We start from the raw sequence: 22,632 nt of genomic DNA on the forward strand, positions 1-22,632 counted from the left end.
TATAACAGCTTAATAGGTATAGTTCACCACGAAACTATAGTGCGACATATCTACTTTATTAACTATAAAATTGGGTGTGTCATAGGTTTCGCCCCTGCCATTTTTGTATACATACAGTGCCTGCATACTTAGCCCATCCAGCATGCCTTTAAAGTTATAGTTTGTCATGAGCAGCAGGTGCGCGTAAGAGGGCATGGCATACTTGTTTTTCACGACATCTTTCACGTCAGGCATTTCGGCTATACTATAGCCTGCCCTGGCTTTCCATTGTTCTGTTACCTTTACATCTGTAATGACCGCAAATGAGTGAACATCGGCAACTCCTTCCAGGCGCTCGCGCGGCATAAACGTATAAAACGGCTCAATCCCCCACTCTCTCGGGAACAGAAACCTGCCCTTGTCAGAAATATGAGTATAGTTCAGGCTGGTTTCTATTCCAGGAGTTTTATAGCCAAATTTACTGCTGATAAGCCAGGTTTCAGGCCCTTTGGGTATGTATGCTTTTAGCTGGTCTGTATTGCCGCCATTTCCACTAGTAGTTTGGTAACCGGCCTGTAAGCCTAATACTATACTTTGCTGCTTGCTTTGAGTAACCGGAATAGCAACATCGGTCTGTGAGAAAGTGAGGTTGTACAGGTTATCGGTGTAATAATGCCAGATGCTGGTTTTAAGATTCTTTGAAGGCTGATAAGTAATACCTCCTACGGCTATACCTGCACTGCTAATGTTGCCCTTAAACTGCGATGACCCTCCGAAAACACTCCTGCCAACAGGCACAGAACCTATACTTTCTTCCACGCTAAACCAGTCCTGTGTAGAGCGCGGCCCCATCCCGAAAATCCAGCCACCCTGGAACGTTAGTTTTTCCAGTTCCTTACTTTCCAGCCAAAGGGCATTTACCAGCGTCGGGCGCATACGGCCATCCTGCGGGTTAATAAACGGTGTGGTTATTTTCTGACGGCCAATTGTGGCAACTGATTTTCTATAGTTGTAACGCAGGTATAACGTTTCCAGTCGGCCCAGATCGCGCTTATCATCAGGGTTAAGTGCGTCAAACAAGCCAATCTCGTAGCGGCTGCTTAAACCTGTTTCCGGGTTCGTTCCTAATGCATTAGACCATAGATTAAAAATGAAAAAGCCACTAACCCCGAGCTGGAAACCATGGAAATCTGCCGACTCATAGCCCAAGCCTGTGCCCCATGCCAGCGCATGATAATCGGGGTAATCTGCGGTGTTGTCAGTGGCCATAAAATAGCTGCGCACATGCCCGCTGAACTTCCCTTTTTGCAGGTAATCTTTTATACTTTTATACTTTGCAGTATCTCCGGAAACCACCCTGTTAACCTGAGCTTTTTGTTGAAGAGTATCCTGCTGAAGTATAAATTCTACACTTTCTCTGGTTGTTTTACTGGAGTCTGGTTGCTGCCCCATAACTACCCTGGTATTAGCAAGTATGGCACATACTATAGCTGCCCCAATTATAACTCTTCCTTTCCTGATCAGTTTGCGCATTGCTATACTTTTTATTTCCTTACCCTGTAAATAAATGATGCCGGCAAGTTGGCTATACTTTCAGATAATTCTTGTGATAAATGTCACATGCCATTAAAATCAGTGTAGTTGGGATCTGAATTATTTCCTGATTTATACTTTAGTACACTCTTACCACTTAGCACCAGAATTACGCTTTAAAGAATATGGATTCGTATAAATAAAATAAAGAATCCATTTTAAAGAATACCAGTATAATACCCCGATTTTAAATCCAGAATCTGCACCGATTTACCTAATGTGATAAATGTTACAGATATTGGAAAACTGGATATATAACTTGCTACAACTTAAAAAATTTACCTTAGCTCATCCCTATGAAACCGAATCAGGAACAAGACTTTGGCGACATTCTCGTTAAAATCACCCGAATCGTAAGCCTCAGCATTCTGGCAATTATACTTTTACTTGGTGTCATCATTCTGATAGTTGTAAATCCGGCAGCTTTCAAACCATCTCCGGAAATTGCTGAAACAGCCAGTAAAGTGGCACCTGCTTCTGCGCCAGCCAAGGTTGCCAAAGCTACCAAAACTCCTGCCAATGATATGTGGCGCCCCGCTGACCTTGACGCCTTGCCTAACGGTTCTGAAAAAGAGCAATTGGCCTACGGACGCGAACTGATTGCTCACACAGCCAAATACCTGGGACCGAAAGGGAGTGTTTTACAGATATCCAATGGCATGAACTGCCAGAACTGCCACCTGGATGCCGGCACCAAACCGTTCGGTAACAACTACTCGCTGGTGGCCTCCACTTACCCAAAGTTCAGGGCCAGGTCTGGTACCAAAGAAGATATTTATAAACGCGTAAACGATTGCATCGAGCGCAGCCTAAATGGCAAACCACTTACAAAAGACTCCAAAGAAATGCAGGCCATGATGGCTTATATTAACTGGGTGGGCAAAGATGTGAAGAAAGGAGAAAAACCTAAAGGGGCAGGCCTGAAAGACATTGAATTGCTGGACCGAGCCGCCAGCCCCGAAAAAGGCAAAGTGTTGTATGTGCAGAAATGCCAGGTGTGCCATGGTAAGGAAGGCGAAGGTATGAAACCGGACGGCAGTGCAGAATACCAGTTCCCGCCGCTGTGGGGCAAAAACAGCTATAACGATGGTGCAGGCCTTTACCGCATTTCCAATTTTGCTAAGTATGCAAAAGCTAATATGCCACTGGGCGTTACGTATGAAAGTCCACAGTTAAGCGATGAGGAAGCATGGGATGTAGCGGCCTTTGTAAACTCGATGCCGCGCCCTAAAAAAGACCTGAGCAAAGACTGGCCGGATATTTCAGGTAAACCATTCGATCATCCGTTTGGTCCGTACGCAGATAAGTTTGATGAAAAGCAGCACAAATATGGCCCGTTCAAACAGATTATTGCTGCGAAAGAAAAAACAAAATCATAAGAGGCTGTTGTTGCCTATACTTGCAGCTTAAGTATAAACTGAATAAGTATAAAAAAGCCCGGGCTATTTTGTTGCCCGGGCTTTTTTATGCTGATAAATTGCAACCGAAAAGGTGCAGAAGCGCTGTTCAGGCTTCAAATAAAAAATTACCTGCTACCAACCGATTCGTTAGTTACACCTGCCATAAGTTTCAGATCAATGGTAAAGGTATCGTAGATAATTTTATCAGCAGCAGTTCCAACTAGCCCAGATCGATACTTAATATCATACTTTGTGCGGTCAACTTCAATTAAAGCAGTTGCCTCTGCCGTTTTTCCGGCAATTTTTACAGTAGCCGGGAAGGTGATGGAATTGGTTATTCCTTTAATAGTGAGGTTGCCTGTTATAGTATAGTTTGCCTCGCCAGCTTTAGCTTTTGCCTTAGGTACAACTTTTGTAATTCTGAAAGTAGAGGTCGGGTGCTTCTCTACTGAAAAAAAATCATCCGACTTTAGATGGTCTGTCAGGCGTTTGTTCGATTCGGGACGTGTAATATCAGTATCTACAATAGTGGTCATGTCTATCGTAAAATTACCGCCTGTCAGTTTATTGCCTTTAACCTCTAATGCACCATCGGCTAATTTTATAGTTCCTGTATGCTCACCTCCTACTTTTTTGGCAGTCCAGGTCATGGTGCTGCTTTCTGTATTAACCCGTAAGCTATTGCTTGCAGATACCGTGGAGCTAACTATTGTAGCAGGGTTAGTTGCGGCCGATAAACTGGTAGTGTTCAGTAATGCAGCCAGCGCCAGAGCGCTTAAAAGTAAAGGATTAGATTTCATAGAATTTCAGTTTTATTTAGAAAGTAGTAGTATAAAGCTAACATAATTCATTTTAATTTACTATCTGTATATCAGCTACTTTTGATTGTAATAATTTACCCTAAAAGCGAAAGTCCTATTTACATAAAAGCTGTGCTGAAGTATAAATGCTTCAATTCATTTAAATTCCCGGCATCACAAAATACAGGCTATACCTGTGCCATTCGCATAATGGGAACTGGCCAGCTAAAAAATATTTAAAATAAATAATGCCTTTAAACCGCTTAAACAGCATTATCACTTAAATTATGTAAATTTTAAAAAAATTAATGAACAATTATACTTACATTTATGTCATTAGTGCATAATAACATATCATAATGAACAAAGGAACAGTAAAATTCTTTAATGACACAAAAGGTTTTGGGTTTATTAAAGAGACAGATTCAAATCAGGAGTATTTCGTACACGTATCTGGTTTAATGAGTGAAATCAGAGAAAATGACGAAGTTACTTTTGACCTTCAGGAAGGAAGAAAGGGACTAAACGCCATTAATGTGAAGCTGGCTTAGTCTAAGCTATAACGACATCCAAAAAGCCTTACATACCCTGTAAGGCTTTTTTATTTGTTTGCTCGGGTTGGTGTATTTCAGCAGCAAAGCGGCAGGCAAAATATGAGTAAGTAACAAAGACTAAAGTAGAAAAGATGAACAGAAAATACATAGTTGACAACACAACGCGTGAATACCTCTGTGTAGCATTACAAAAAGGACGTGAGTGGGAACCTAGCAACCAGGATACCTTAACCGAATTTATGGACTCGCGCGAGAACAAGGACTCACCAGAGTTTGAATTACTTTCAGGGGAGTATAATGACAACGCTTTCTTTGAAAAGTGGATACGTAACGGCACAAATTACTTATTTCGTTACTAGCCAGGTAGCGGAAATGGTTTAAAAGCCGTATAAAACAGAATACAGAAGATAACAGATTAAAACAAAGCATGGGCAGATCACAAGAGACATTTAGTAAAAAAGAAAAAGAGAAGAAAAAATTAAAGAAGAGACAGGACAAGGAGCAGAAGAAAGAAGAACGTAAAGCCACCTCTGTTAAAGGCAAAGGCATCGACGACATGATTGCCTACGTTGATGATTATGGCAATATCACTTCTACCCCACCAGATCCGACTCAGAAAAGAAAAGAAATCAACCAGGAGGATATCTCTATTGGTATTTCTAAACAGGAACCTATGGATCCGGCTGATCTGATCAGAAAAGGAACCGTTGCTTTCTTTAATACCTCCAAAGGCTATGGTTTTATCAAAGACCAGCAGACCCAGGAAAGCATATTTGTTCACTTAAACGGCCTTGTAAACCCAATCAAGGAAAACGATAAAGTGACTTTTGAAGTTGAGATGGGACAAAAAGGCCCGACAGCTATAAATGTAAAAATTGCCAGCTAAGAGCATTTAATATACAGTTTCCGGATACTACTACCGGACAGCAGCCTTGCAGCGTATACATATACTGCAAGGCTTTTTTATTTATACCCTGTCAGCTTTTACAAATCCGGTTTTTATACTTTAGCTAATCTTCAGCTACATTTTACCCAATAGGAAAGTACAGTTTTTATACTGCAATCTGCCGCCTGGTAAAGCTTATTCGCCAGATCATCAAAATAGCTGTTACCATTCCCATGCTTCCACGTATTACAGTTTGTTTTAATAAAAAATGTATCTGAACTGGTAATATAAAATTACTGTAAATGGCCTACAGCATACTTGCTTTACTTACCTGTTTTCTGGTGCTCGTAACGGTTTTACCGCTGTGGCGCCACGAGGCTTGGTGGGTACGAGGGCTTGATTTTCCGAGGCTCCAGTTTATCATTTTCGCGATATTACTGCTCGCATCCGATGGCATGCTTCTGAATTTTTCCGATTACGATACCTGGGCTTTAACCGGCACTGCTGCCATCTGTTTTGTGTACCATGGTGGCTGGATTTTACCTTACACCCGCCTTTACCCTACCGAGGTTAAATGGGCACGCCCTAAAAACAGAGCCAACAAAATAAGCATTCTTACGGCCAATGTGCTTACTCCAAACCGCAATACAGATGCCTTAATTGGTCTAGTAGAAAACTATAAACCCGATGTGCTGGTAACACTGGAAACAGATGCCTGGTGGCAGGAAAAACTGGCTGTTCTGGAAAGCAACTATACTTATAGTATAAAATGCCCACAGGATAACCTGTACGGCATGCACGTTTATTCAAAGCTCCCACTCGAAGATTCCGCTATTCAGTACCTGGTTGAGCCTGATGTGCCTTCTATTCATAGTTTGGTTGTATTACCTTCCGGCATAAAAGTACGCATGCACTTTCTGCACCCTGCCCCGCCCAGCCCAACTGAAAACCCGGAATCTACGGAGCGCGACGCCGAACTGCTGGTAGTGGCCAAAAGTGTTGCCAACGAAGCCATACCCATTATTGTAACAGGAGATTTAAATGATGTGGCCTGGTCAGAGACAACCCGCCTGTTCAGGAAAATAAGCGGACTGCTGGACCCACGTGTTGGACGCGGCATGTTTAACACCTTTCATGCTAACTACCCTTTTGCCCGCTGGCCACTCGATCACCTTTTTCATAGCGACCATTTCACACTGTGTAAAATTAAAAGACTGCCATACTTTGGCTCCGATCATTTTCCGGTTTTCGTAGAGCTGGCTTACGATGCATTTCATGGAGCAGATCAGGAAGGTATAGAAGCCGATACGGAAGACCATGAATGGGCAGAAGAAAAACTGGAAGCGAAAGCAGTTGACGAATCGGATGTGCACGAGCCGGGCAAGTAACAGGTAAAGTATAAATTACCAGCTTACTTAGTGTGGTTTCTGAAGCACTGTTAAGTATAAATGCATCAGCTATTGATCATCAATTTATAGTTAGCTTACTTACTTCATTAGCCCCATTCCGTAAACCTGTAAACTATAAATTAATCTATACTTCGCTATGAATCAGGACCAGGCATTACGCGATCAGCTTATAAAACTTATGCAGGGCGGACAGGCATTCAGGCCAGTTAACGAAGTGCTGCAGGGCATAACAGTTGAAGATGCAGGAAAAACGGTACAAAACCTGCCCTATTCCATATGGCAACTAATAGATCACATGCGCTTTTCGCTGCACGACATCCTAGAATTTACCCGCAACCCTGATTATAAAGAGCCTACCTGGCCCGATGATTACTGGCCTAAGGAAGCTGCGCCTGCAAACCAGTCAGCTCTCGATGCAAGTATAAAAGCTATTGAAACCGGTCTGGAGGAAATGGTACAACTGGTACAAGACCCTGCTAACGATTTGTACAAACCTTTCCCACACGGGAACGGCCAAAACCTATTGCGCGAAGCCATGTTGGTAGCAGAACACAATGCCTACCACCTTGGGGAGATTGTAGTGTTGCGGAGGCTACTTGGAAACTGGGAGTAACTGAGCCATAGTTTATACTTTGTATGGAAATGAAAGTGAATCTATGAGTTAGCTTGGTCAAGCTATCCGAACGCACTTCCATTTGAGGAGGCAGCATAAGAAGAATATAGAATAGCTCACCGTACAGGTAAACTATAACCTGGTACCATAGTATAACAAACGGACTGATAATTTACCTACTCTGGTTGTTAGCCCGATATTTTATGGCTGTTACATTTTAAAGAATGCAACAACAGCATCAAACTACCTGAATAAAATTAACTATACGATGGATAATACTGACGATATACTGGAAGAAACCGGCACTGTTTTACCTGACCCGAAAACCATTTTACCCGAAACTTTAAACGAAAAGCATGTGCTTTTTATGGGTCCGGTACAAAATGGTTACTTCATGCCGGTAGCCGATAAACTAAATTCCCCGCCAAGATGGGAACAGGGCACCTATAGCTTAACAGCCGGAAAATGGCCATCTCCCAACCTCACCGCCGACCTCATGGACCTAAGCCCCTACAACGGCAATTCCATTATGGTAATAGCAACAACCTGGAACAAAGAAGTTATCAGCCAAGCCAAGATTTTTGGGGTGTTAAATAACGTTGCCTGCGATGTAATCCAGAAATTTGTGTTTGAAAAACTCCAGGAAAAGGAAGAAGAGATAGCCGTTTATATTTCGGGAATAGGGAATTAGGGGATGCACAGCTGCAGGCGATAAACTTTATAAAACATTATTAGTTGTTTATACTTCTCTATCAGAATACTTAGATCTCGTAGCATGCGCATCTCCTACAAGTACATGACTTACAGTTTCATAGTTAGCATGGTATCACAATCCCTAATGCTTCTCCCGGGTCAAGTAGGGATCCGAGACTTGCCTAAAGTGGGGAATTTTCTGCTATTCTTCTCAAGTTACTAGAGAGTTTAATGATTTGAGCAATGGGTTTAGATGTCTAATAAGGATATCTTTTTTGCTACGGCTCCAGTTTTTCAGTTGCTTCTCACGGGCAATGGCTTCATCCGGAGACGAGAAGCGCTCATAGTAAATCAAAGTATAGCAGTAGTAACGGCCTGCAAATGTCTTTTTATCTCCACTGTTTTGAAAATGCTCATGCAATCGGCGAGCCAGATCATTTGTCACGCCTATGTAATAGGTAGAACGGCTGGTATTTGAAGTGATATACACAAAGTAGTTGCTATTGAACATAAGCATCGGTTTAGAGCCAAGGTAACTTTGCAGATTCTACTTGAGTTCAATTTCCTTAACCTTTGTGACTAAAGATTAACTATACATCTATAGTTGTCATCCCGAGCGCAGCCGAGGGATCTTATACAGCAGTTTATTGAGGTCAAATTTGTTGTGTTTGATTTAACAGGGATATTACTCGTTTAACATAGTTTAAATAGTGGACACATAAGATCCCTCGGCTGCGCTCGGGATGACGCACAACAATCACCATGACTTGCCAAACTATAAACTCCCCCTCCCGTTTTTAGGAGGGGGTTGAGGGAGGTCACCTCTCCCACATAACCTCCGGAAACACCACCTCCAACTGCCGTTTGATAACCCTGTAATTCCCTTTCCAGAAACTTGCCAGGTCCGACACTTTCGTTATATACTTCAGCTCCGGGGTTAGCAGGTGAAGCTCCACCGTCATCTCGCCTTCATCTACTTTCGGGCTTTCCTCCCAGCCCAACACATCCTGCAATCTTATCTCCAGCTTCGGCTGTGAGCCATCGGGTTTATACTCCAATTCTATAGTTGAACCATCCGGCAGCGTTAAAAAAGCAGGTGCTAAAATATCCAGCCGTTCGCGTTGTGAATCATCCAAATACTTCTTCTCCAGTATCGGCAACAGCTCCAGTTCCATCAGCTCATCGGGGTGCTCGATGTCGTAGAGATAGGGCTTCAGCCACTCTGCATTTGTCATGAGCAGGGTACTGGTGCTCACGTCGGGCCAGAACTCGGAGGGGCGCCATTTGCGGAGGCTCATCACGCGGTTCTGCCATTGCGTTACGTCGTGGTTGAAGTCCAGCAGGTGCTCGCCTTCAGCTTTGATGGCTTCGGACATGGCGGGTACGCGGTGCTTCTCGTCGGGAGGTGGCAGCGGCTTGCTTTGCAGAACTATACTTCCGATTCTGGTGTCCAAAGAGGCGGTGAGTTCGCCGTCGTTCACGTCCCAGTGGTATACTTCCTGCTGCTTTACGAGCGGAGCAAGATCTTTCGGGTTGAGCGGTGAAGCCAGGAAAATGCGGCCCGGATTATCACCCGTACCTGCGTGCAGGTGCGCGATGGCAAGCCAGGGCTCATAAGCCAGGTCATCTCTATGACCGGCAGAGGCATACTGGCCGCTGGCCAGCTGGAACTGCGCGTTGTTGCCGGGGCGTGCGTAGGCGATGCGCTCGGGATAGCAATGCGCCAGCAGCACACCGGTTTCGTACTCGTCAAAAGTGCCGTTATTAGGCTCCACCTCAAACAGCTGGCGGTACGAGCGGGCGATCTTCTCGATCCTGGCAAAACGCTTGCCCTGCCCCTGCTCTTTTCTATACCTGCGGAGGGCTTCCACTCTTAAGTTAATGTCGATGCCGGCGTTGCGGTCCAGCGGATCGCGCTCTTCCAGTACGGCGGCAATATCGGAAGCCAGCGGCACCTGGCCGGTTTCTTCGGCTTTGAGTAGCATGTGCGCGATGCGCGGGTGGCAGGGAAGCGTGTGCATGCGCTTGCCGTGCTCCGTAATGCGGCCATGCTCCAGCGCCTGCAGCTGGTGCAGCATGTCGGTGGCCGAGGCCAGGGCAGCGCGCGGCGGCGGGTTCAGCCAGGTAAGGCCCCGGATATCGGTAACGCCCCACTGCGCCATGTCCAGCACCAGGTTCGACAGGTCTGCTTCCATGATCTCGGGGGTGCGGTGCGGGGCCATGCGCTCCTGTGTGGTTTTGCTCCACATGCGGTAGGCGGTTCCGGGGCCCAGACGTCCGGCGCGACCGGCACGCTGGTCGGCGGCGTCTTTGGAGATGCGCACCGTTTCGAGGCGCGACAAACCGGACTTCGGATCGAAGCGGGAGGTTTTGCCGAAGCCCGTATCCACCACCACCGAAACGCCTTCTATGGTTAAGCTGGTCTCGGCTATACTTGTGGCCAGCACCACTTTGCGCCTGCCCTGGCGGTCGGGCATAATGGCGGCGTACTGCTTGCCAAAGGGCAGCATACCGAACAGCGGGTGTATCTGCACCCCGCGCAACTGCTTACGCAGTATAATTTCTACTTTCCGGATGTCGTTTTCGCCGGGCAGGAACACGAGGATATCGCCTTCCTGCTCCTGCGCTGCCTGCTGCACCACTTTGGCCGTCATTTCGGGCAGCATGCGGTCGTCGGCGTCGCCGGTATAAATGGTTTCAATGGGGTATTGCCGCCCCATGCTTTGCGCCACCGGGGCCTTGAGCAGGCTCGTGAGCTGGGGCATATCCAGGGTGGCCGACATCACCATAATGCGCAGGTCCGGGCGAAGCGTGTGCTGCGCCTCCCGGCTCAGGGCCATGGCGACATCGGCATGGATGCTGCGCTCATGAAACTCATCGAAGATCACGATGCCGATGCCTGTCAGCGAGCGGTCGCTGTGAATCATGCGGGTGAGAATGCCTTCGGTCACGACCTCGATGCGGGTAGCAGCGGAGGTGCGGTTCTCGAAACGTATGCGGTAACCGACGGTCTGACCTACCTCCTCGCCCAGCAGCTGCGCCAGGCGCTCGGCAATGGTTTTGGCCGCCAGGCGCCGGGGCTCCAACATCACGATCTTTTGGCCTTCGAGCCAGGACTCGTCCAGCAAAGCCAGCGGCAGCAAAGTGCTTTTACCGGCTCCGGGAGGGGCGTTTACGATCAGCGTGTTCTGCGCCGCCAGGTGCTCCCTAACAGCAGGTATAATTTCCCGAACGGGTAAGTCTATGGTAAATGGGTTGAAATTCAAGTTAAGAGTTAAGAGTTAAAAGTGAGGCGAAGATATGTGCATTCATGGCGCGAGCGTCCTCGCTCGTGACTTGCTATAGAGGAGCCTCTGGCCCATGTGATCTGACTAGTTGAGTTTTTCTTCAGCTTAACTGGCCAGAGTCCCGACTATAATAGACACGAGCGAGGAACCCTCGAATCAAGTCCAGGATCTTCAACTCGCGCCATCATCGATGCAAATTTAACGCTTATAATGATACCGGCACTGGGCGACTTCGCATACTTGGTTTATATCTTTGTCGCCATACACGCGGTAGACCAGTCGGTGCTCGTCTGTGATGCGGCGCGACCAGAATCCTTTCAATCCATGCTTCAGGGCTTCTGGCTTGCCTATCCCTTCAAATGGTGCACGGCGAATAACATTCAGTAAAGCATTGATTTTAAAAACGACTGCAGGGTCCACACTCTGCCAATACAGGTATTCTTCCCAGGCCTGCTCCGAGAAAGTTATGTTCATATGCGCTTACTTATCCAGATCATCTATTGGGAAAGCAACTGTTTTGCCCGCATTCAGCTGGGCTATGGACTTTTCCAGCATGGAGCGATTTGCTTCTGTAGAGAGCAGGTACTCGGTTTCTTTCAGGGCATTGTACTCGCGTAGCGACATGAGCACCACGGCGTCGTCGTTGGAGTTATTGCGCGGTACAATGATGGTCTCGCCCGATTGAATGATCTCGTCGAGATAAGCTTTGATGCGACTTCTTAGGCTGGTGATGGTAACGGCTTTCATGAAGGTGATTTTACACAAATGTACATTATCTTGTACAGATATTTGTACATTTTTGTTCAATTCATTTTAAGGAGAATTGTAGGCGAATACAATCCGCAATAGCAAGCTCTGATTAGGAAATTTTGGTGTAAGTCATGAAAAACTGGTAAGAAATGGACTTGGTCAGGAAAAATAATTAACAATTTTCACTGATTAGGACCTGTCAACCAGGCGCCGGGGCTCCGGCATCACGATCACCTGCGGCTACGCCCCATCCGGCGAAAGCCAGCTGCAGTGCGAGGGGAAGCGTGAGCGCATCCTACAACGATAAAAACTTCTATCTAATATCTTAAATATTACATAATTTAGCATATCACATTATCCAAGCTATATGAACAAACATTTACGCACTTTTTTTCTCCTGCTTTTCACTTTTACCCTTTCCACTGCAAGCGCTCAATGGACCTGGCTAAACCCGAAACCCTCTGGTAACACAGGTAAAAGTATCACATTTGTCAATGAGCAAACCGGCTTTATTGTTAACGGGTCTCAGTTGCTTCAAACAAAAGATGCCGGCGCAACCTGGGATGTGAAGCAAAGTATTACAAGCGGAAATGAAATCAGGTTCAGAGGTGAGATCGGTTTTATTGCAGGCGATTTTGGGAATGTATACAGATCTGTTGATAAAGGCGAATCCTGGCAGAAGTTAACCGTAAATACACAGGAAAACTTGAATACTGTCAATATCCTGCACCCTGATACCATTTATATTACCAGTGACAAAAGCCTAATAAAAACTACAGACGGCGGTAAAACCTGGAGCACGAAAGGTATAGAACCTCCTCAAACTGATCCCTATTATCCCAACCAGTCATCTGTCACAAAATCTTTCTTTATCAACTCCAAAGTAGGTCATGCGGCTTGCAAAGGGGGTAAAATTCTGAAAACAATCGACGGTGGAGAATCCTGGTATATAACAGAAAGTGTTAACTCCATCCCGTCTGACTATTTCACTATTCACTTTGTGAACAGCAAAGTTGGTTTTGCTTCCAAGCAACATAATACAATTGTAAAAACGACCGACGGTGGGGAAACGTGGACTCCCCTATCCAACAGATTGGTACCCGACGCTGCTTACTCCCTTTACTTTTTAAATGAAAATGTCGGCTTTTTTGCGGGAGATAACGGTGCTATTCATAAAACCACCGACGGTGGGCATACCTGGCAATGGATTAGTTTCCAGAACGCACGTATTGACGCAACCTCTATCTATGGTATACATTTTATCAATGTAAATGTGGGGTATGCAACTGGTGCAAGAGGCAGAATAGTAAAGACGACAGATGGTGGTATAACATGGACTGAATACGCATTTACCTACAATAACATCGGGGATATGGCATTTCCTTCCAGTACTACCGGGTATGCGCTTGGGTCGGAACTATACAAGACAACTGACAAAGGCGCAACCTGGAAAACTGTTAATACGGGACTGGATGAGTCAATGAACTACTATAGATTAGCACAGTTTTTTTCTGCTGACACAGGATACGTAGTAGCGCATGAAGGATTTTACAGCAACAGCATAGACCAGTTGTTTAGGACGAACGATGGAGGAAACACCTGGACGAAGCTATCCTTACATACCTATGGGATTAGAATTAGTTCTATTTATTTTCTTAATAACAGGATCGGCTATGTCTGTACTGATTCGTACTCCGGGAATGGCTTCTTAAAAACTGTTGACGGAGGCAAGACTTGGCAGCGTATTTCCAGCTTCACCGGCGCAACCAAAATGCATTTCATAGACGTTAACAACGGCTTTGCCATTCTAAATGGTGATCTGTACAGAACCACCAATGGAGGCCTTAACTGGACAAAGATCTATGAAGTATATGGCTCATTTACTGCCTTCAGCTTTGTAAATGATAAGGTAGGTTATATTTCAGCAGAGTATGGTGTGGTACTGAAAACGAAAGATGGTGGCGCAACCTGGGAGGAGCTCAAAACAGAATACGATCACTTGAAGGCCATTGCTTTCTACAGCGAGAATGTAGGATATGTGACGGGCGAGTACGGGAAAAACTTCCGTACATCAGATGGCGGGTATACCTGGGAGTCGGTCAGCATGCCTTCCCTGATTACAAAACTGGTTATTACAGAAGACAAAGAATTGTTTGCTGCCGGAAATTACGGCAGAATACTGAAGAGTGCCGTCACCTATGATGAGTATTCTCTAAAGGCTCTGCCGGCAAGTGATGTGACTGCTGACGGTGCTGTATTGACAGGCGTTATAGCTTCAAACAACGAGGAGATCGCCAATATCCGGATTGAGTATGGCAAAGGCATGTTCTTCGACAAAAGAATCGACCTAACTCCTGCCCGGGTCCAGGCAAATTCTGCCGAAAAGTATACCCACACTTTAAAAGACCTGGAACCTGATACAGAGTATTTTTTCAGGATCAGGGCAACTTACAAGGGGACAGAACGCTCCAGCCAGTTTATACAGTTCAAAACCCGTCCTGCTTTCTCACTAAACTACGGTATGGCCTATAATGTAACAACAAACAGCGCTGAGCTAAGTTGGCATGTAGCCTCTAACCTGGGCGAAATAACCAACATACAGTTTGAATATGCTACCGATAATAGCTTTACCAACCCTTCAAGTATAGCAGCCTCTCCGGGTACCGTACCAGGTAATGGTTCAGCTTCCGTTGTGGCGTCTTTGCAGCAATTGAAACCAGGCACCCGTTATTATGGACGTTTAAAGATCACTTATAAATCAAAAGAATATTATGGCATTCCTTTCAGCTTTAATACCAGACACAAGTATCTAATTTCAATCCAGCCGCCTGTGGTCACTGAAACTGCAGTAAGGTGGGGTGCAAGGGTTGAGACCAATCATGGCGATGTCACAAAACTAATGTTTGAGTATGGTAAGAGCCGTGATTTTGGCCAGGAAGCGGTTGTTTCCCCTGATGTGGTTCCGAACAATGCCTGGAGAAACGTACAGGCCAGCCTAACGGATCTGGAGCCGGAGACTGTATACTATTACAGGTTAAAAGCCCTGCAGGGAGACAAGGCAATCTATAGCACCACGCATATGTTCCGGGCAAGCGGGGGCGTGCTGATTGAGGCCGATAAAGCGGAGCAGGTAACCGGCACCAGCGCCATTCTCACCGGCTTTATTGCTCCGCAAGGCAGTATAGTTAGCAATATCCAGATCGAGTACGGCGAAACCCAAGCCCTGGGTAAAACGGTAGCCGCAACACCAAACTTCCTATATACTGGCACAGGCACTGTGCAGGCAGAAGTACAGGATCTGGTGGCCAACACTGTGTACTATTTCAGAATTAAAGGTACAGTTAACGGTGCTGAGCTTTATAGTGTAAACGCCTCATTCGCAACAGCGGCCCCGACCGGCATATCCGACGAAGAAGATCGAAAGCTAAGGGTATACCCGAACCCGACACGGGACAGGCTTACCTTCTCGCACCAGGAGATAATAGAGCGCATCGAGGTATACGACCATATAGGCAAGCGGGTGCTTACCGCGCTACCTAGTGCAGCGCATTACGTGCTCGACCTTTCGAGGCAGGTTCCGGGAGTTTACCACATCCGGGTATACCACAAGGCCAATGTGCATATCCGTAAAGTAATAAAGCTCTAGAAGCCCGATCTGCCTCAAACAAAACGACAATAAAAAAGCACAGGCTGCAGCCTGTGCTTTTTTATTGCCGGTGTACCGTCCTGAAATAAGTTGACACAACTTAGACTTATGAAAGGAAAAGAAGCTAGCTGCGCCAGGCGTTCTGCAATGGTTTTGGCCGCCAGGCGCCGGGGCTCCAGCATCACGATCTTCTGGCCCTCGAGCCAGGCCTCGTCCAGCAAAGCCAGCGGCAGCAAGGTGCTTTTACCGGCTCCGGGAGGGGCGTTTACGATCAGCGTGTTCTGCGCCGCCAGGTGCTCCCTAACGGCAGGTATAATTTCCCGAACGGGTAAGTCTATGGTAAATGGGTTGAAAGGCAAGGGATTTAAGTAGTTAACACAAAGGCATACCCGCTACACAAGAGAATAAGCTCTTTAAAGTGATTGAATAAAGAAGCAAAATATACATAAGTAATTTTTCACTTTAAATTTTATATTTAATATTACTACTTAAAAATAAATTACTGTAATAAACTTAATGGATAAAGTTATAATTCCTCTTCTTGCCGCTGCTATTACGAGTTCTTTCGCAGTACTAGCTGTAGTATTAAAAATTTGGTTTGATAATCAGGTTGAAAGTGTGAAAATTGATTATCAAAAGCAATTAGAGAATCTAAAAGCAGACTTAAAGGAAACTAAGGATATAAAAATAAATAAAGTTAATGCTATTAATTCTAAACGAATTGAGACACAATCTGCTCTATTTAAGAGCTTAGATGCTTTATCGATTATTGATATATTTGATTCTAACGAACTATTAGCAAAAGTGCAAGAAGTTGAAAGCTATAGCAGAGCTAATAAAATTTATATAGAGAAGCCTGTTCTTAAAATTACTGAAGAACTATTAGATTATTATAAAACTGTTATAAGTTCACCCTCTAATAAAAAATTTGAAACGGAAACTAAGTTACTAGATGAGTACATTAATATATTTATTCAATAAAAAGATTACCCCACCTAAATATTTCACCGTAACATCAATAATAAACTTCATAAATGATTCCGACAAAGTATTTTCGTTAGCTGGGAAGAAGGCTAAAGGATTTAAACTCGAACTAAGCCGTATAAAGTCTGCTTCACTACTTGGGGTTCTTGTTGTATATAAGTTTATTGAATATACTTCAAAGTCTGGCTGCTTCCTTAATCCACGAATATCAATAAATGATGTTATGGAAAAGGAATTTGAGAAATATGGCTTTGCAAACTTAATTAATGCTTTTATTAAAGGGCGTGATAAAGATGATAAAGAAATAAAGAGTAATGAAGAAGATTTAAATGAAAAAGAAAGAGAATACAAGCGACTAAAAGTTTCTATCGGTGATAATTTTATAATTGCTCCGCAAGCTCTCTTAAGGCATGATCAATACAGTAAAGATAAATTAAATAAAGAGTATCTACCTCAAATACAAAGGTATTATCGATATGATGAAAGAATCGTAAAAATGATTTTTTTAGTTTTTTCAGAAGTTCTTTTAAACTTCTGGGAGCATGCCGTAGAAGATTCAAACTCAGTAATTGTAGCAAATGGTAACAAACAATTTATAGAAATTGCATGTGCTGACTCTGGTAATGGAATAGTTGATACTTTAAAAAGTGTATTAACTAACCAAACTTCTGATCCAGAAGTTATTCTTCAAGAAGCTGTTAAAAGAGGAGTTACTTCTAAAAAGAATACAAATCACATGGGTTATGGTTTGTGGATATTAAATGAAATTGTTACTAGATGCGGTGGACGTATGCATATATATTCTCAGGGGGGATATTATTATAATAATGAAGGCAAGAAAAGGAGTGGCAAATGTGGTTATTGGCAAGGAAGTATTGTTTATATTGCGCTGCCACTTCACAAGCCTATTACTTTAGCAGACATACTAGCAGAAGATATTAATAAAATGGATTTAAAGATTAATTGGGTATGAAAACTATCAACCTCAATAGGTATAGTCCTATAATAAGTGATAAAATAGCTGGAGATGAAATCTATTCTACTATAATCAATGAGCTGTCACGGAATGATGCTGTATCTATAGATTTAGATGGAATCAAATCAATGGCAACATTTTGCGCAAAACAAATTTTCGGGAAATTATATCTAGAATTAGGCCCTAATACATTTTTTCAAAAAATAGCGTTAAGAAACGCTAGTAATGATGTTAAAACTATCATAAAAATAGGTATTCAGAATGCATTAGAAGATGCTTAAAATTAAAATTTTGAAAAGCACGAGCACATCGCTCGTGCTTTTTTACCCCCAACTGACGCGAGCTTGTAGCTCGTGCCTTTTCTTTTCCACGCAGCTATACCATCAGCTAAAGTAACAGTACGAGCTACAAGCTCGCACTAGCATTAGTTCTCACTAGCGTAATACTTTCCTAACCCAAAAACCCGGACGCATCTGTTATAAGTATAAGCAGGAACATGAGCCGGAAGTATAAATTTAATAACAAGGAGGGGCTATACTTTGTAAGCTTTGCCGTGGTGTACTGGATAGACGTGTTTACGCGGGAAGAGTACTTTGCCTTACTTACCGAGAGCCTGGACTAAGCCGCAAAAACAAAGGCATGGAAATCTATGCCTGGTGCATCATGCCCAGTCACGTGCACCTCATCTTCCGGGCCAAGGCCAACAACCCGAGCGTGCTGCCGAAGGAACTGAAAACCTATACTTCCAAGCAAAACAGAAAGCCATTGCCGAGCACAACCAGGAGAGCCGGTGAAATTATAAACCCACCCCTGCCCCTCCCGGGAGGGGAATTCTACAAAAGGAATTTATTCCCCTCCTCGGAAGGGTTAGGGGTGGGTAAACTTATTGTATCAACTTATGCTTTTAGTTTCTGTGCTATTACTAAATCAAAGTGCATTATTAGCCGCAGGCTTTGTGTCGGAGCCGGAGAATTGGAAGTATAGCAGCGCGGTGGATTTTAGCGGCGGAAAGGTTTATTGGAGATTGACGTTGCCTGATTAGTGGAGGCACGAACTGCAAGCTCGCGCCAGCGATGATACAGCGGTAAGTACAAGCTCTCACAAAAGACAATGAACTAGCCCTATAAACTATAAAAGCGGGGCGCTAACGTTATGTAGCAGCCCCGCTTTTATGTATGCAATTAAAATGATTGCTGTTCTGCAACTTACAGACCTTAAGCCTCCTGTTTCTGAGCGGCTAGTAAGGTATCAAGGTTTTCCATTGCCATGGTCAGGCCTTCTTTAAAGCCCATCTGGATGGTGGTTTCGAGTTGTGCCAGGTCATCGAATGTGATCAGGTTCTCTACTAAGGTAACTTCCTCTTTGGGTGTAAAGCTTACCTCCCACTTCGATTGCGGCATTTCTGTATTTACCACTCCTTCGGCATCTGCAAAACCATCCAGCGCGGTAAAGCGTTTTTTAGGGTCAATGGTCTTGTAATTGGCCAATGCCCAGTGCTCTTCACCTTCGGGGCCCACCATGGCATAGTGCCAGTAGCCACCTTCTCTGAAATCCATGGTTTTGGTGCGGGCTTTCCAGGGTTTAGGCGCCCACCATTGGTCCAGTATCTCGCTTTTGGTGTAAGCATCCCACACCAGCGGGAGCTCTGCTGCAAACTCTCTTTTTACGGTGATCGTTTTGTTTTCCTTGTTCACGGAGAACTCAAATGCAAGGTCGTGTTTCATGGCTTATTTTGTTTTAGGTTTGATAATACATTGTCAAGTTCGCTGAAACGGTCTTCCCAGATTTTCCTGAACTGGTCCAGCCATTTGTCTATTTCTTTCATTTTAGCTACTTCCAGCTGATAGTAAATTTCCCGCCCCTGCTGCTCCTGTTTCACAAGCTGGCACTCCGTCAGGATCTGCAGGTGCTTTGAAATAGCTTGCCTGCTGGTGTCAAAATGTTCGGCTATCGCATTCGGCGTCATGGCCTGCAGGGCAATCAAACCAATAATGGCTCTTCGGGTAGGGTCAGCTATCGCCTGGAAAACGTCTCTTCTCATCTGTCAATTAAAATATGCAACCGTTTGTTTGCTAATATACGTGCAATTAATCGGTTGCGCAATTAATTTTTTATTTATTTTTTACTTAACCTATTGATTTAGAATTGTCTGGATCAGATTTTCGGTTTGATATTTTATTGCCACACAGCTATATTCAGAACTGCTGCAAGCTCGCAATAGTGGTTAGTTGCTTCGTAGCTGCAGTGGTCCAACCACCCCCAACCCCTCCTTGTCTAAGGCGGGGAGCTTTTCTTTACTTACTACTTGAACTTTCTGGCTTTTGGTTGACTTTCTTACAGATGTATAGATCAAAGTATAGTTACCATGATGCTGCATAATGTAAAGTACCTGAAAGAAAATAGAAGAGGCCTGCGGAACAATCTAACTCCTGCGGAAGCTGAGTTGTGGAAGCACCTGAAATCCACCCAACTATACGGTCGCAAATTCAGACGCCAGCACAGTATCGGCAACTACATATTAGATTTCTACTGCCCCTCTGAGCAGTTAGCCATAGAGCTTGACGGTCAAATACATTTCCATTCCGCAGCAGAACAAGACGATATAGTACGAGACCAAACTCTTCAGGAAGCAGGTATAACCGTTCTCCGCTTTGAAAACAAGGATGTGTTTGATAACCTTGAGGCAGTACTACAGGAAATCAGCAGCAACTTTAGTAAGTAAGTAAGTAAGTAAGTACAGGGCAAGGTGAGTTGGTAGGTAAAGAAAAAGCTCCCCGCCTTAGCTAAGGAGGGGTTGGGGGTGGTTGGACCACTGCAGCTACAAAGCAACTAACCACTATTGCGAGTTTACAACTGGTATTTTCCTTAACTGTACCCTCCCCAGCTGGCCCGGGCTTTCAGCTTTTCTTATCCTCTTAACTACCTTCAGTTTATGGTACCATAACAAACGCCATGGTTAAGGAGTAAAAACAACTAACCATCGCCTGTTACCCCATGGATCCACTGCACAACCCTGAGAAGATCAATTCATACTTTATCGAACAGATAAAGGATTATGCCATTTTCGCGATGGATACCGAGGGCATTATCGTGACCTGGAACCAGGGTGTGGAGCAACTGAAAGGGTACAAAGAGGATGAGTTTGTAGGCCAGTTTTACGGGATGCTCTTCCCGGAGGAATACCAGCAGGCCGGCAAACCCGAAGAAGAACTGAAGAAGGCACTGGAAGAAAACGTGTATGAGGGAAGAGACTGGCGCAGAAAAAAAGACGGTACTCTGTTCTGGGCCAATATTAAACTTACACCTATTTATGCAGAAGGGAAGCACATTGGCTACACCAAGATAACCGGCGACATGACCGAGCAGAAAAAGCTGCAGGACCAGCTGGCCGAACGACAACAAAGCGCCCTCGAAAACAAGAACACCGAGCTGCAGCGGATCAACCTCGACCTGGATACTTTTATTTACACAGCCTCTCATGATCTTCGCTCCCCTATCATGAATATTGAAGGGCTGATGGACATTCTGAAAAAGGAACTGGAAGCCGCTAGCGCGCTTAACAGTACCACAGAAGAAATTGTGATGCGGGTGGTAGACTCTGTTGACCGGTTTAAACGCACCATTTCAGACCTGACCGAGATCAGCAGAATGCAGAAAGGCTTTAGCGAAAATCCTTCGGATGATGTGATCAACATTAAGGAAGTATACGACGAGATTGTAGCAGACCTGAACAAACCGGTCAACCTGAAGGACTGCTTTATACATACTGACCTGCAGGTGTACCAGCTTAAGTTCTCACGTAAAAACTTCAGGAGCATCTTATACAACCTGATCAGTAACGCTATCAAGTTTCAGTCGCCGGAACGGGAGTGCCTCATTACTATAAGTTCGCGCCTGGAAGAACCTTGTGTGGTACTATGTATAAAAGACAACGGCCTGGGTCTGAACGATCGCCAGCAACAGCAATTGTTTACGATGTTCAAGCGATTTCATGACCACGTGGAAGGCACCGGAGTCGGGCTGTACATGGTAAAACGCATACTGGAAAATGCCGGAGGCAAAATAACAGTGAAAAGCGAAGAAGATACCGGCACAGAATTCAGGCTATACTTTCCGGCAGCTGTTTAAAGTATCCTCCTTTCATACGTTACAAGCATGCGGCTGCAGGTTAACGATACGCTAATCTTATTCTGTTTTGGTTGGTAATAGGCTGGCCAGGTCATACACGGCTACTTCCAAAGTGCCTTGTGCCAGCAACCGCAACGAAAGCCCCTCAGGCTTCGCATCAATGTTTTGCACTGTCACAGCCTCTACAGCGCCTTTCAGTTTCAGGCCTTTCAGCTCCATTCCTTCGGCAAGTTGGCTGTTTACTTTTTCCAGCTCTTTCGCTATAATTGGTTTCAGATCAATCCGGGCTTTTTCGATGATCTGGTTATAGGCTACTTTATTTACCAGTACTTCCAGGGCTGTATTATAAAAACCACTCGAGGTAGCCGACTCCATCGAAAACTGCTGCACGTATACCTGCTGTGTGGCATTGTCGTAGGCCAGGGAAGCTGAAGCGTAGAGTTCTACCTTATCCCGTTTCAGCACGGTACGCAGAATGCTGAGTCGCACCCGCAGCCGCACATTATAGGCTCCTGCCCTGCTACCTGTAATACCTACATCCAGCACCTGCGCATAAGGGTTGTCGGTTATACCATCTTCGGGCCTTGGAATATACATACCCACGAGTTGTTTTCGCAGCACGCCTTCCAGCGCAGAATAAGAAACAGTAAGAGGTATATTCAGTTGTACAGGTTTATCCATAAGGTAGTGTTCAGGAGGAAGATAGCACACAGCAGCTTTTCTTGTTACCGTTATAAGTAACTGCTGTTAGTTTCGAAGTCTTTTGGTAGTACGTGGTATAAAGGTAAGCATAGATGAGTGGCAGGGCAAATTATACTTGCAATGTCCTCATAGCTTCCCAGTAGGCATTCGGGGCAAGTCTCAGCTCCCACGGACGGCTGCTATTTTATAGTTGTGGTTTATACCTGCTTTATGCCTCAGGTAATACATTATG

At 44.7% G+C, this 22,632-nt stretch carries 25 protein-coding genes; 15 read left to right on the plus strand and 10 right to left on the minus strand.

Features of this window, described 5'->3' with window-relative positions; genetic code table 11:
* Positions 1-9: 9 nt before the first annotated feature.
* Complete coding sequence (locus LWP20_RS15875) at positions 10-1,512, minus strand: OprD family outer membrane porin (RefSeq protein ID WP_242929158.1); 1,503 nt, start codon at positions 1,510-1,512, stop codon at positions 10-12.
* A 356-nt stretch (positions 1,513-1,868) separates the two neighbouring features.
* Here LWP20_RS15875 and LWP20_RS15880 point away from each other — a divergent pair, with 356 nt between their 5' ends.
* On the plus strand, positions 1,869-2,951 hold the full coding sequence (locus LWP20_RS15880; protein WP_242929159.1) for a c-type cytochrome: 1,083 nt from the start codon (positions 1,869-1,871) through the stop codon (positions 2,949-2,951).
* Positions 2,952-3,097: 146 nt separating this feature from the next.
* On the opposite strand, the gene LWP20_RS15885 is transcribed toward LWP20_RS15880, so the two are convergent.
* Positions 3,098-3,772, minus strand: coding sequence for a YceI family protein (locus LWP20_RS15885; RefSeq protein WP_242929160.1), 675 nt, complete (start codon positions 3,770-3,772; stop codon positions 3,098-3,100).
* A 359-nt stretch (positions 3,773-4,131) separates the two neighbouring features.
* Here LWP20_RS15885 and LWP20_RS15890 point away from each other — a divergent pair, with 359 nt between their 5' ends.
* The 6 genes from LWP20_RS15890 (at position 4,132) to LWP20_RS15915 (ending at position 7,925) form a co-directional block, all read left to right on the plus strand.
* Complete coding sequence (locus LWP20_RS15890; protein WP_242929161.1) at positions 4,132-4,323, plus strand: cold-shock protein; 192 nt, start codon at positions 4,132-4,134, stop codon at positions 4,321-4,323.
* A 134-nt stretch (positions 4,324-4,457) separates the two neighbouring features.
* Positions 4,458-4,685 carry a hypothetical protein gene (locus LWP20_RS15895; RefSeq protein ID WP_242929162.1) on the plus strand — a complete coding sequence of 76 codons (228 nt, stop codon included), beginning with the start codon at positions 4,458-4,460 and terminating at the stop codon, positions 4,683-4,685.
* 68 nt (positions 4,686-4,753) lie between these two features.
* Complete coding sequence (locus LWP20_RS15900; RefSeq protein WP_242929163.1) at positions 4,754-5,212, plus strand: cold-shock protein; 459 nt, start codon at positions 4,754-4,756, stop codon at positions 5,210-5,212.
* Between the two features lie 302 nt (positions 5,213-5,514).
* Entirely contained in the window at positions 5,515-6,600 is a 1,086-nt protein-coding gene (locus tag LWP20_RS15905; RefSeq protein WP_242929164.1) for an endonuclease/exonuclease/phosphatase family protein, read from the plus strand.
* 157 nt (positions 6,601-6,757) lie between these two features.
* On the plus strand, positions 6,758-7,234 hold the full coding sequence (locus LWP20_RS15910) for a DinB family protein (RefSeq protein WP_242929165.1): 477 nt from the start codon (positions 6,758-6,760) through the stop codon (positions 7,232-7,234).
* 268 nt (positions 7,235-7,502) lie between these two features.
* Complete coding sequence (locus LWP20_RS15915) at positions 7,503-7,925, plus strand: hypothetical protein (RefSeq protein WP_242929166.1); 423 nt, start codon at positions 7,503-7,505, stop codon at positions 7,923-7,925.
* A 213-nt stretch (positions 7,926-8,138) separates the two neighbouring features.
* On the opposite strand, the gene LWP20_RS15920 is transcribed toward LWP20_RS15915, so the two are convergent.
* The 4 genes from LWP20_RS15920 to LWP20_RS15935 form a co-directional block, all read right to left on the minus strand.
* Positions 8,139-8,438, minus strand: a complete 300-nt coding sequence (locus tag LWP20_RS15920; RefSeq protein WP_242929167.1) for a GIY-YIG nuclease family protein — start codon at positions 8,436-8,438, stop codon at positions 8,139-8,141.
* A gap of 307 nt (positions 8,439-8,745) precedes the next feature.
* Positions 8,746-11,193, minus strand: coding sequence for an ATP-dependent helicase HrpB (gene hrpB, locus LWP20_RS15925; protein ID WP_242929168.1), 2,448 nt, complete (start codon positions 11,191-11,193; stop codon positions 8,746-8,748).
* A 219-nt stretch (positions 11,194-11,412) separates the two neighbouring features.
* Positions 11,413-11,688, minus strand: coding sequence for a Txe/YoeB family addiction module toxin (locus LWP20_RS15930; RefSeq protein WP_242929169.1), 276 nt, complete (start codon positions 11,686-11,688; stop codon positions 11,413-11,415).
* 6 nt (positions 11,689-11,694) lie between these two features.
* Positions 11,695-11,961 carry a type II toxin-antitoxin system Phd/YefM family antitoxin gene (locus tag LWP20_RS15935; protein WP_242929170.1) on the minus strand — a complete coding sequence of 89 codons (267 nt, stop codon included), beginning with the start codon at positions 11,959-11,961 and terminating at the stop codon, positions 11,695-11,697.
* A gap of 370 nt (positions 11,962-12,331) precedes the next feature.
* Here LWP20_RS15935 and LWP20_RS15940 point away from each other — a divergent pair, with 370 nt between their 5' ends.
* The gene (locus LWP20_RS15940) at positions 12,332-15,610 is read left to right on the plus strand and encodes a YCF48-related protein (RefSeq protein ID WP_242929171.1); all 3,279 of its coding nucleotides are present in this window, start codon (positions 12,332-12,334) and stop codon (positions 15,608-15,610) included.
* A 14-nt stretch (positions 15,611-15,624) separates the two neighbouring features.
* Here LWP20_RS15940 and LWP20_RS15945 read toward each other — a convergent pair whose 3' ends face one another.
* Positions 15,625-15,969, minus strand: coding sequence for a DEAD/DEAH box helicase (locus LWP20_RS15945; protein WP_242929172.1), 345 nt, complete (start codon positions 15,967-15,969; stop codon positions 15,625-15,627).
* Between the two features lie 157 nt (positions 15,970-16,126).
* Here LWP20_RS15945 and LWP20_RS15950 point away from each other — a divergent pair, with 157 nt between their 5' ends.
* From LWP20_RS15950 to LWP20_RS15965, 5 genes are all read left to right on the plus strand, one after another.
* The gene (locus LWP20_RS15950) at positions 16,127-16,591 is read left to right on the plus strand and encodes a hypothetical protein (protein ID WP_242929173.1); all 465 of its coding nucleotides are present in this window, start codon (positions 16,127-16,129) and stop codon (positions 16,589-16,591) included.
* The gene (locus LWP20_RS15955; RefSeq protein ID WP_242929174.1) at positions 16,563-17,567 is read left to right on the plus strand and encodes an ATP-binding protein; all 1,005 of its coding nucleotides are present in this window, start codon (positions 16,563-16,565) and stop codon (positions 17,565-17,567) included. The genes LWP20_RS15950 and LWP20_RS15955 overlap by 29 nt, the downstream gene beginning before the upstream one ends.
* On the plus strand, positions 17,564-17,851 hold the full coding sequence (locus LWP20_RS15960; protein ID WP_242929175.1) for an STAS-like domain-containing protein: 288 nt from the start codon (positions 17,564-17,566) through the stop codon (positions 17,849-17,851). Before LWP20_RS15955 ends, LWP20_RS15960 begins: the two co-directional genes overlap by 4 nt.
* 215 nt (positions 17,852-18,066) lie before the next feature.
* On the plus strand, positions 18,067-18,192 hold the full coding sequence (locus LWP20_RS18290) for a hypothetical protein (protein ID WP_262914627.1): 126 nt from the start codon (positions 18,067-18,069) through the stop codon (positions 18,190-18,192).
* Positions 18,193-18,233: 41 nt separating this feature from the next.
* Positions 18,234-18,554, plus strand: coding sequence for a hypothetical protein (locus tag LWP20_RS15965; RefSeq protein WP_242929176.1), 321 nt, complete (start codon positions 18,234-18,236; stop codon positions 18,552-18,554).
* 230 nt (positions 18,555-18,784) lie between these two features.
* Here the strand turns inward: LWP20_RS15965 and LWP20_RS15970 are convergent, their stop codons facing one another.
* Both LWP20_RS15970 and LWP20_RS15975 read right to left on the minus strand, forming a co-directional pair.
* The gene (locus LWP20_RS15970; RefSeq protein WP_242929177.1) at positions 18,785-19,294 is read right to left on the minus strand and encodes an SRPBCC family protein; all 510 of its coding nucleotides are present in this window, start codon (positions 19,292-19,294) and stop codon (positions 18,785-18,787) included.
* A complete protein-coding gene (locus tag LWP20_RS15975) occupies positions 19,291-19,611 on the minus strand; it encodes an ArsR/SmtB family transcription factor (RefSeq protein WP_242929178.1) in 321 nt (106 codons plus the stop codon). The genes LWP20_RS15970 and LWP20_RS15975 overlap by 4 nt, the downstream gene beginning before the upstream one ends.
* A 324-nt stretch (positions 19,612-19,935) precedes the next feature.
* On the opposite strand from LWP20_RS15975, the gene LWP20_RS15980 reads away from it, so the two are divergent.
* Positions 19,936-20,292, plus strand: a complete 357-nt coding sequence (locus LWP20_RS15980) for an endonuclease domain-containing protein (RefSeq protein ID WP_242929179.1) — start codon at positions 19,936-19,938, stop codon at positions 20,290-20,292.
* A 272-nt stretch (positions 20,293-20,564) separates the two neighbouring features.
* The gene (locus tag LWP20_RS15985; protein WP_242929180.1) at positions 20,565-21,698 is read left to right on the plus strand and encodes a sensor histidine kinase; all 1,134 of its coding nucleotides are present in this window, start codon (positions 20,565-20,567) and stop codon (positions 21,696-21,698) included.
* 57 nt (positions 21,699-21,755) lie between these two features.
* On the opposite strand, the gene LWP20_RS15990 is transcribed toward LWP20_RS15985, so the two are convergent.
* The gene (locus tag LWP20_RS15990; RefSeq protein WP_242929181.1) at positions 21,756-22,379 is read right to left on the minus strand and encodes a DUF4403 family protein; all 624 of its coding nucleotides are present in this window, start codon (positions 22,377-22,379) and stop codon (positions 21,756-21,758) included.
* Positions 22,380-22,632: the final 253 nt, after the last annotated feature.

Origin of the sequence: Pontibacter vulgaris (genome assembly GCF_022758145.1) — a bacterium.
Taxonomy (GTDB): Bacteria; Bacteroidota; Bacteroidia; order Cytophagales; family Hymenobacteraceae; genus Pontibacter; species Pontibacter vulgaris.

Bases quoted from the DNA above. Each gene is read 5' to 3' on its own strand.
- LWP20_RS15895 (WP_242929162.1), top strand. From the start codon at position 4,458: ATGAACAGAAAATACATAGTTGACAACACAACGCGTGAATACCTCTGT.
- LWP20_RS15970 (WP_242929177.1), bottom strand. From the start codon at position 19,294: ATGAAACACGACCTTGCATTTGAGTTCTCCGTGAACAAGGAAAACAAA.
- LWP20_RS15920 (WP_242929167.1), bottom strand. From the start codon at position 8,438: ATGTTCAATAGCAACTACTTTGTGTATATCACTTCAAATACCAGCCGT.
- LWP20_RS15885 (WP_242929160.1), bottom strand. From the start codon at position 3,772: ATGAAATCTAATCCTTTACTTTTAAGCGCTCTGGCGCTGGCTGCATTA.
- LWP20_RS15930 (WP_242929169.1), bottom strand. From the start codon at position 11,688: ATGAACATAACTTTCTCGGAGCAGGCCTGGGAAGAATACCTGTATTGG.
- LWP20_RS15875 (WP_242929158.1), bottom strand. From the start codon at position 1,512: ATGCGCAAACTGATCAGGAAAGGAAGAGTTATAATTGGGGCAGCTATA.
- LWP20_RS15905 (WP_242929164.1), top strand. From the start codon at position 5,515: ATGGCCTACAGCATACTTGCTTTACTTACCTGTTTTCTGGTGCTCGTA.
- LWP20_RS15985 (WP_242929180.1), top strand. From the start codon at position 20,565: ATGGATCCACTGCACAACCCTGAGAAGATCAATTCATACTTTATCGAA.
- LWP20_RS15975 (WP_242929178.1), bottom strand. From the start codon at position 19,611: ATGAGAAGAGACGTTTTCCAGGCGATAGCTGACCCTACCCGAAGAGCC.
- LWP20_RS18290 (WP_262914627.1), top strand. From the start codon at position 18,067: ATGAGCCGGAAGTATAAATTTAATAACAAGGAGGGGCTATACTTTGTA.
- LWP20_RS15955 (WP_242929174.1), top strand. From the start codon at position 16,563: ATGAGTACATTAATATATTTATTCAATAAAAAGATTACCCCACCTAAA.
- LWP20_RS15910 (WP_242929165.1), top strand. From the start codon at position 6,758: ATGAATCAGGACCAGGCATTACGCGATCAGCTTATAAAACTTATGCAG.
- LWP20_RS15890 (WP_242929161.1), top strand. From the start codon at position 4,132: ATGAACAAAGGAACAGTAAAATTCTTTAATGACACAAAAGGTTTTGGG.
- LWP20_RS15980 (WP_242929179.1), top strand. From the start codon at position 19,936: ATGATGCTGCATAATGTAAAGTACCTGAAAGAAAATAGAAGAGGCCTG.
- LWP20_RS15935 (WP_242929170.1), bottom strand. From the start codon at position 11,961: ATGAAAGCCGTTACCATCACCAGCCTAAGAAGTCGCATCAAAGCTTAT.
- LWP20_RS15940 (WP_242929171.1), top strand. From the start codon at position 12,332: ATGAACAAACATTTACGCACTTTTTTTCTCCTGCTTTTCACTTTTACC.
- LWP20_RS15900 (WP_242929163.1), top strand. From the start codon at position 4,754: ATGGGCAGATCACAAGAGACATTTAGTAAAAAAGAAAAAGAGAAGAAA.
- LWP20_RS15960 (WP_242929175.1), top strand. From the start codon at position 17,564: ATGAAAACTATCAACCTCAATAGGTATAGTCCTATAATAAGTGATAAA.
- LWP20_RS15965 (WP_242929176.1), top strand. From the start codon at position 18,234: ATGCCCAGTCACGTGCACCTCATCTTCCGGGCCAAGGCCAACAACCCG.
- LWP20_RS15950 (WP_242929173.1), top strand. From the start codon at position 16,127: ATGGATAAAGTTATAATTCCTCTTCTTGCCGCTGCTATTACGAGTTCT.
- LWP20_RS15880 (WP_242929159.1), top strand. From the start codon at position 1,869: ATGAAACCGAATCAGGAACAAGACTTTGGCGACATTCTCGTTAAAATC.
- LWP20_RS15990 (WP_242929181.1), bottom strand. From the start codon at position 22,379: ATGGATAAACCTGTACAACTGAATATACCTCTTACTGTTTCTTATTCT.
- LWP20_RS15915 (WP_242929166.1), top strand. From the start codon at position 7,503: ATGGATAATACTGACGATATACTGGAAGAAACCGGCACTGTTTTACCT.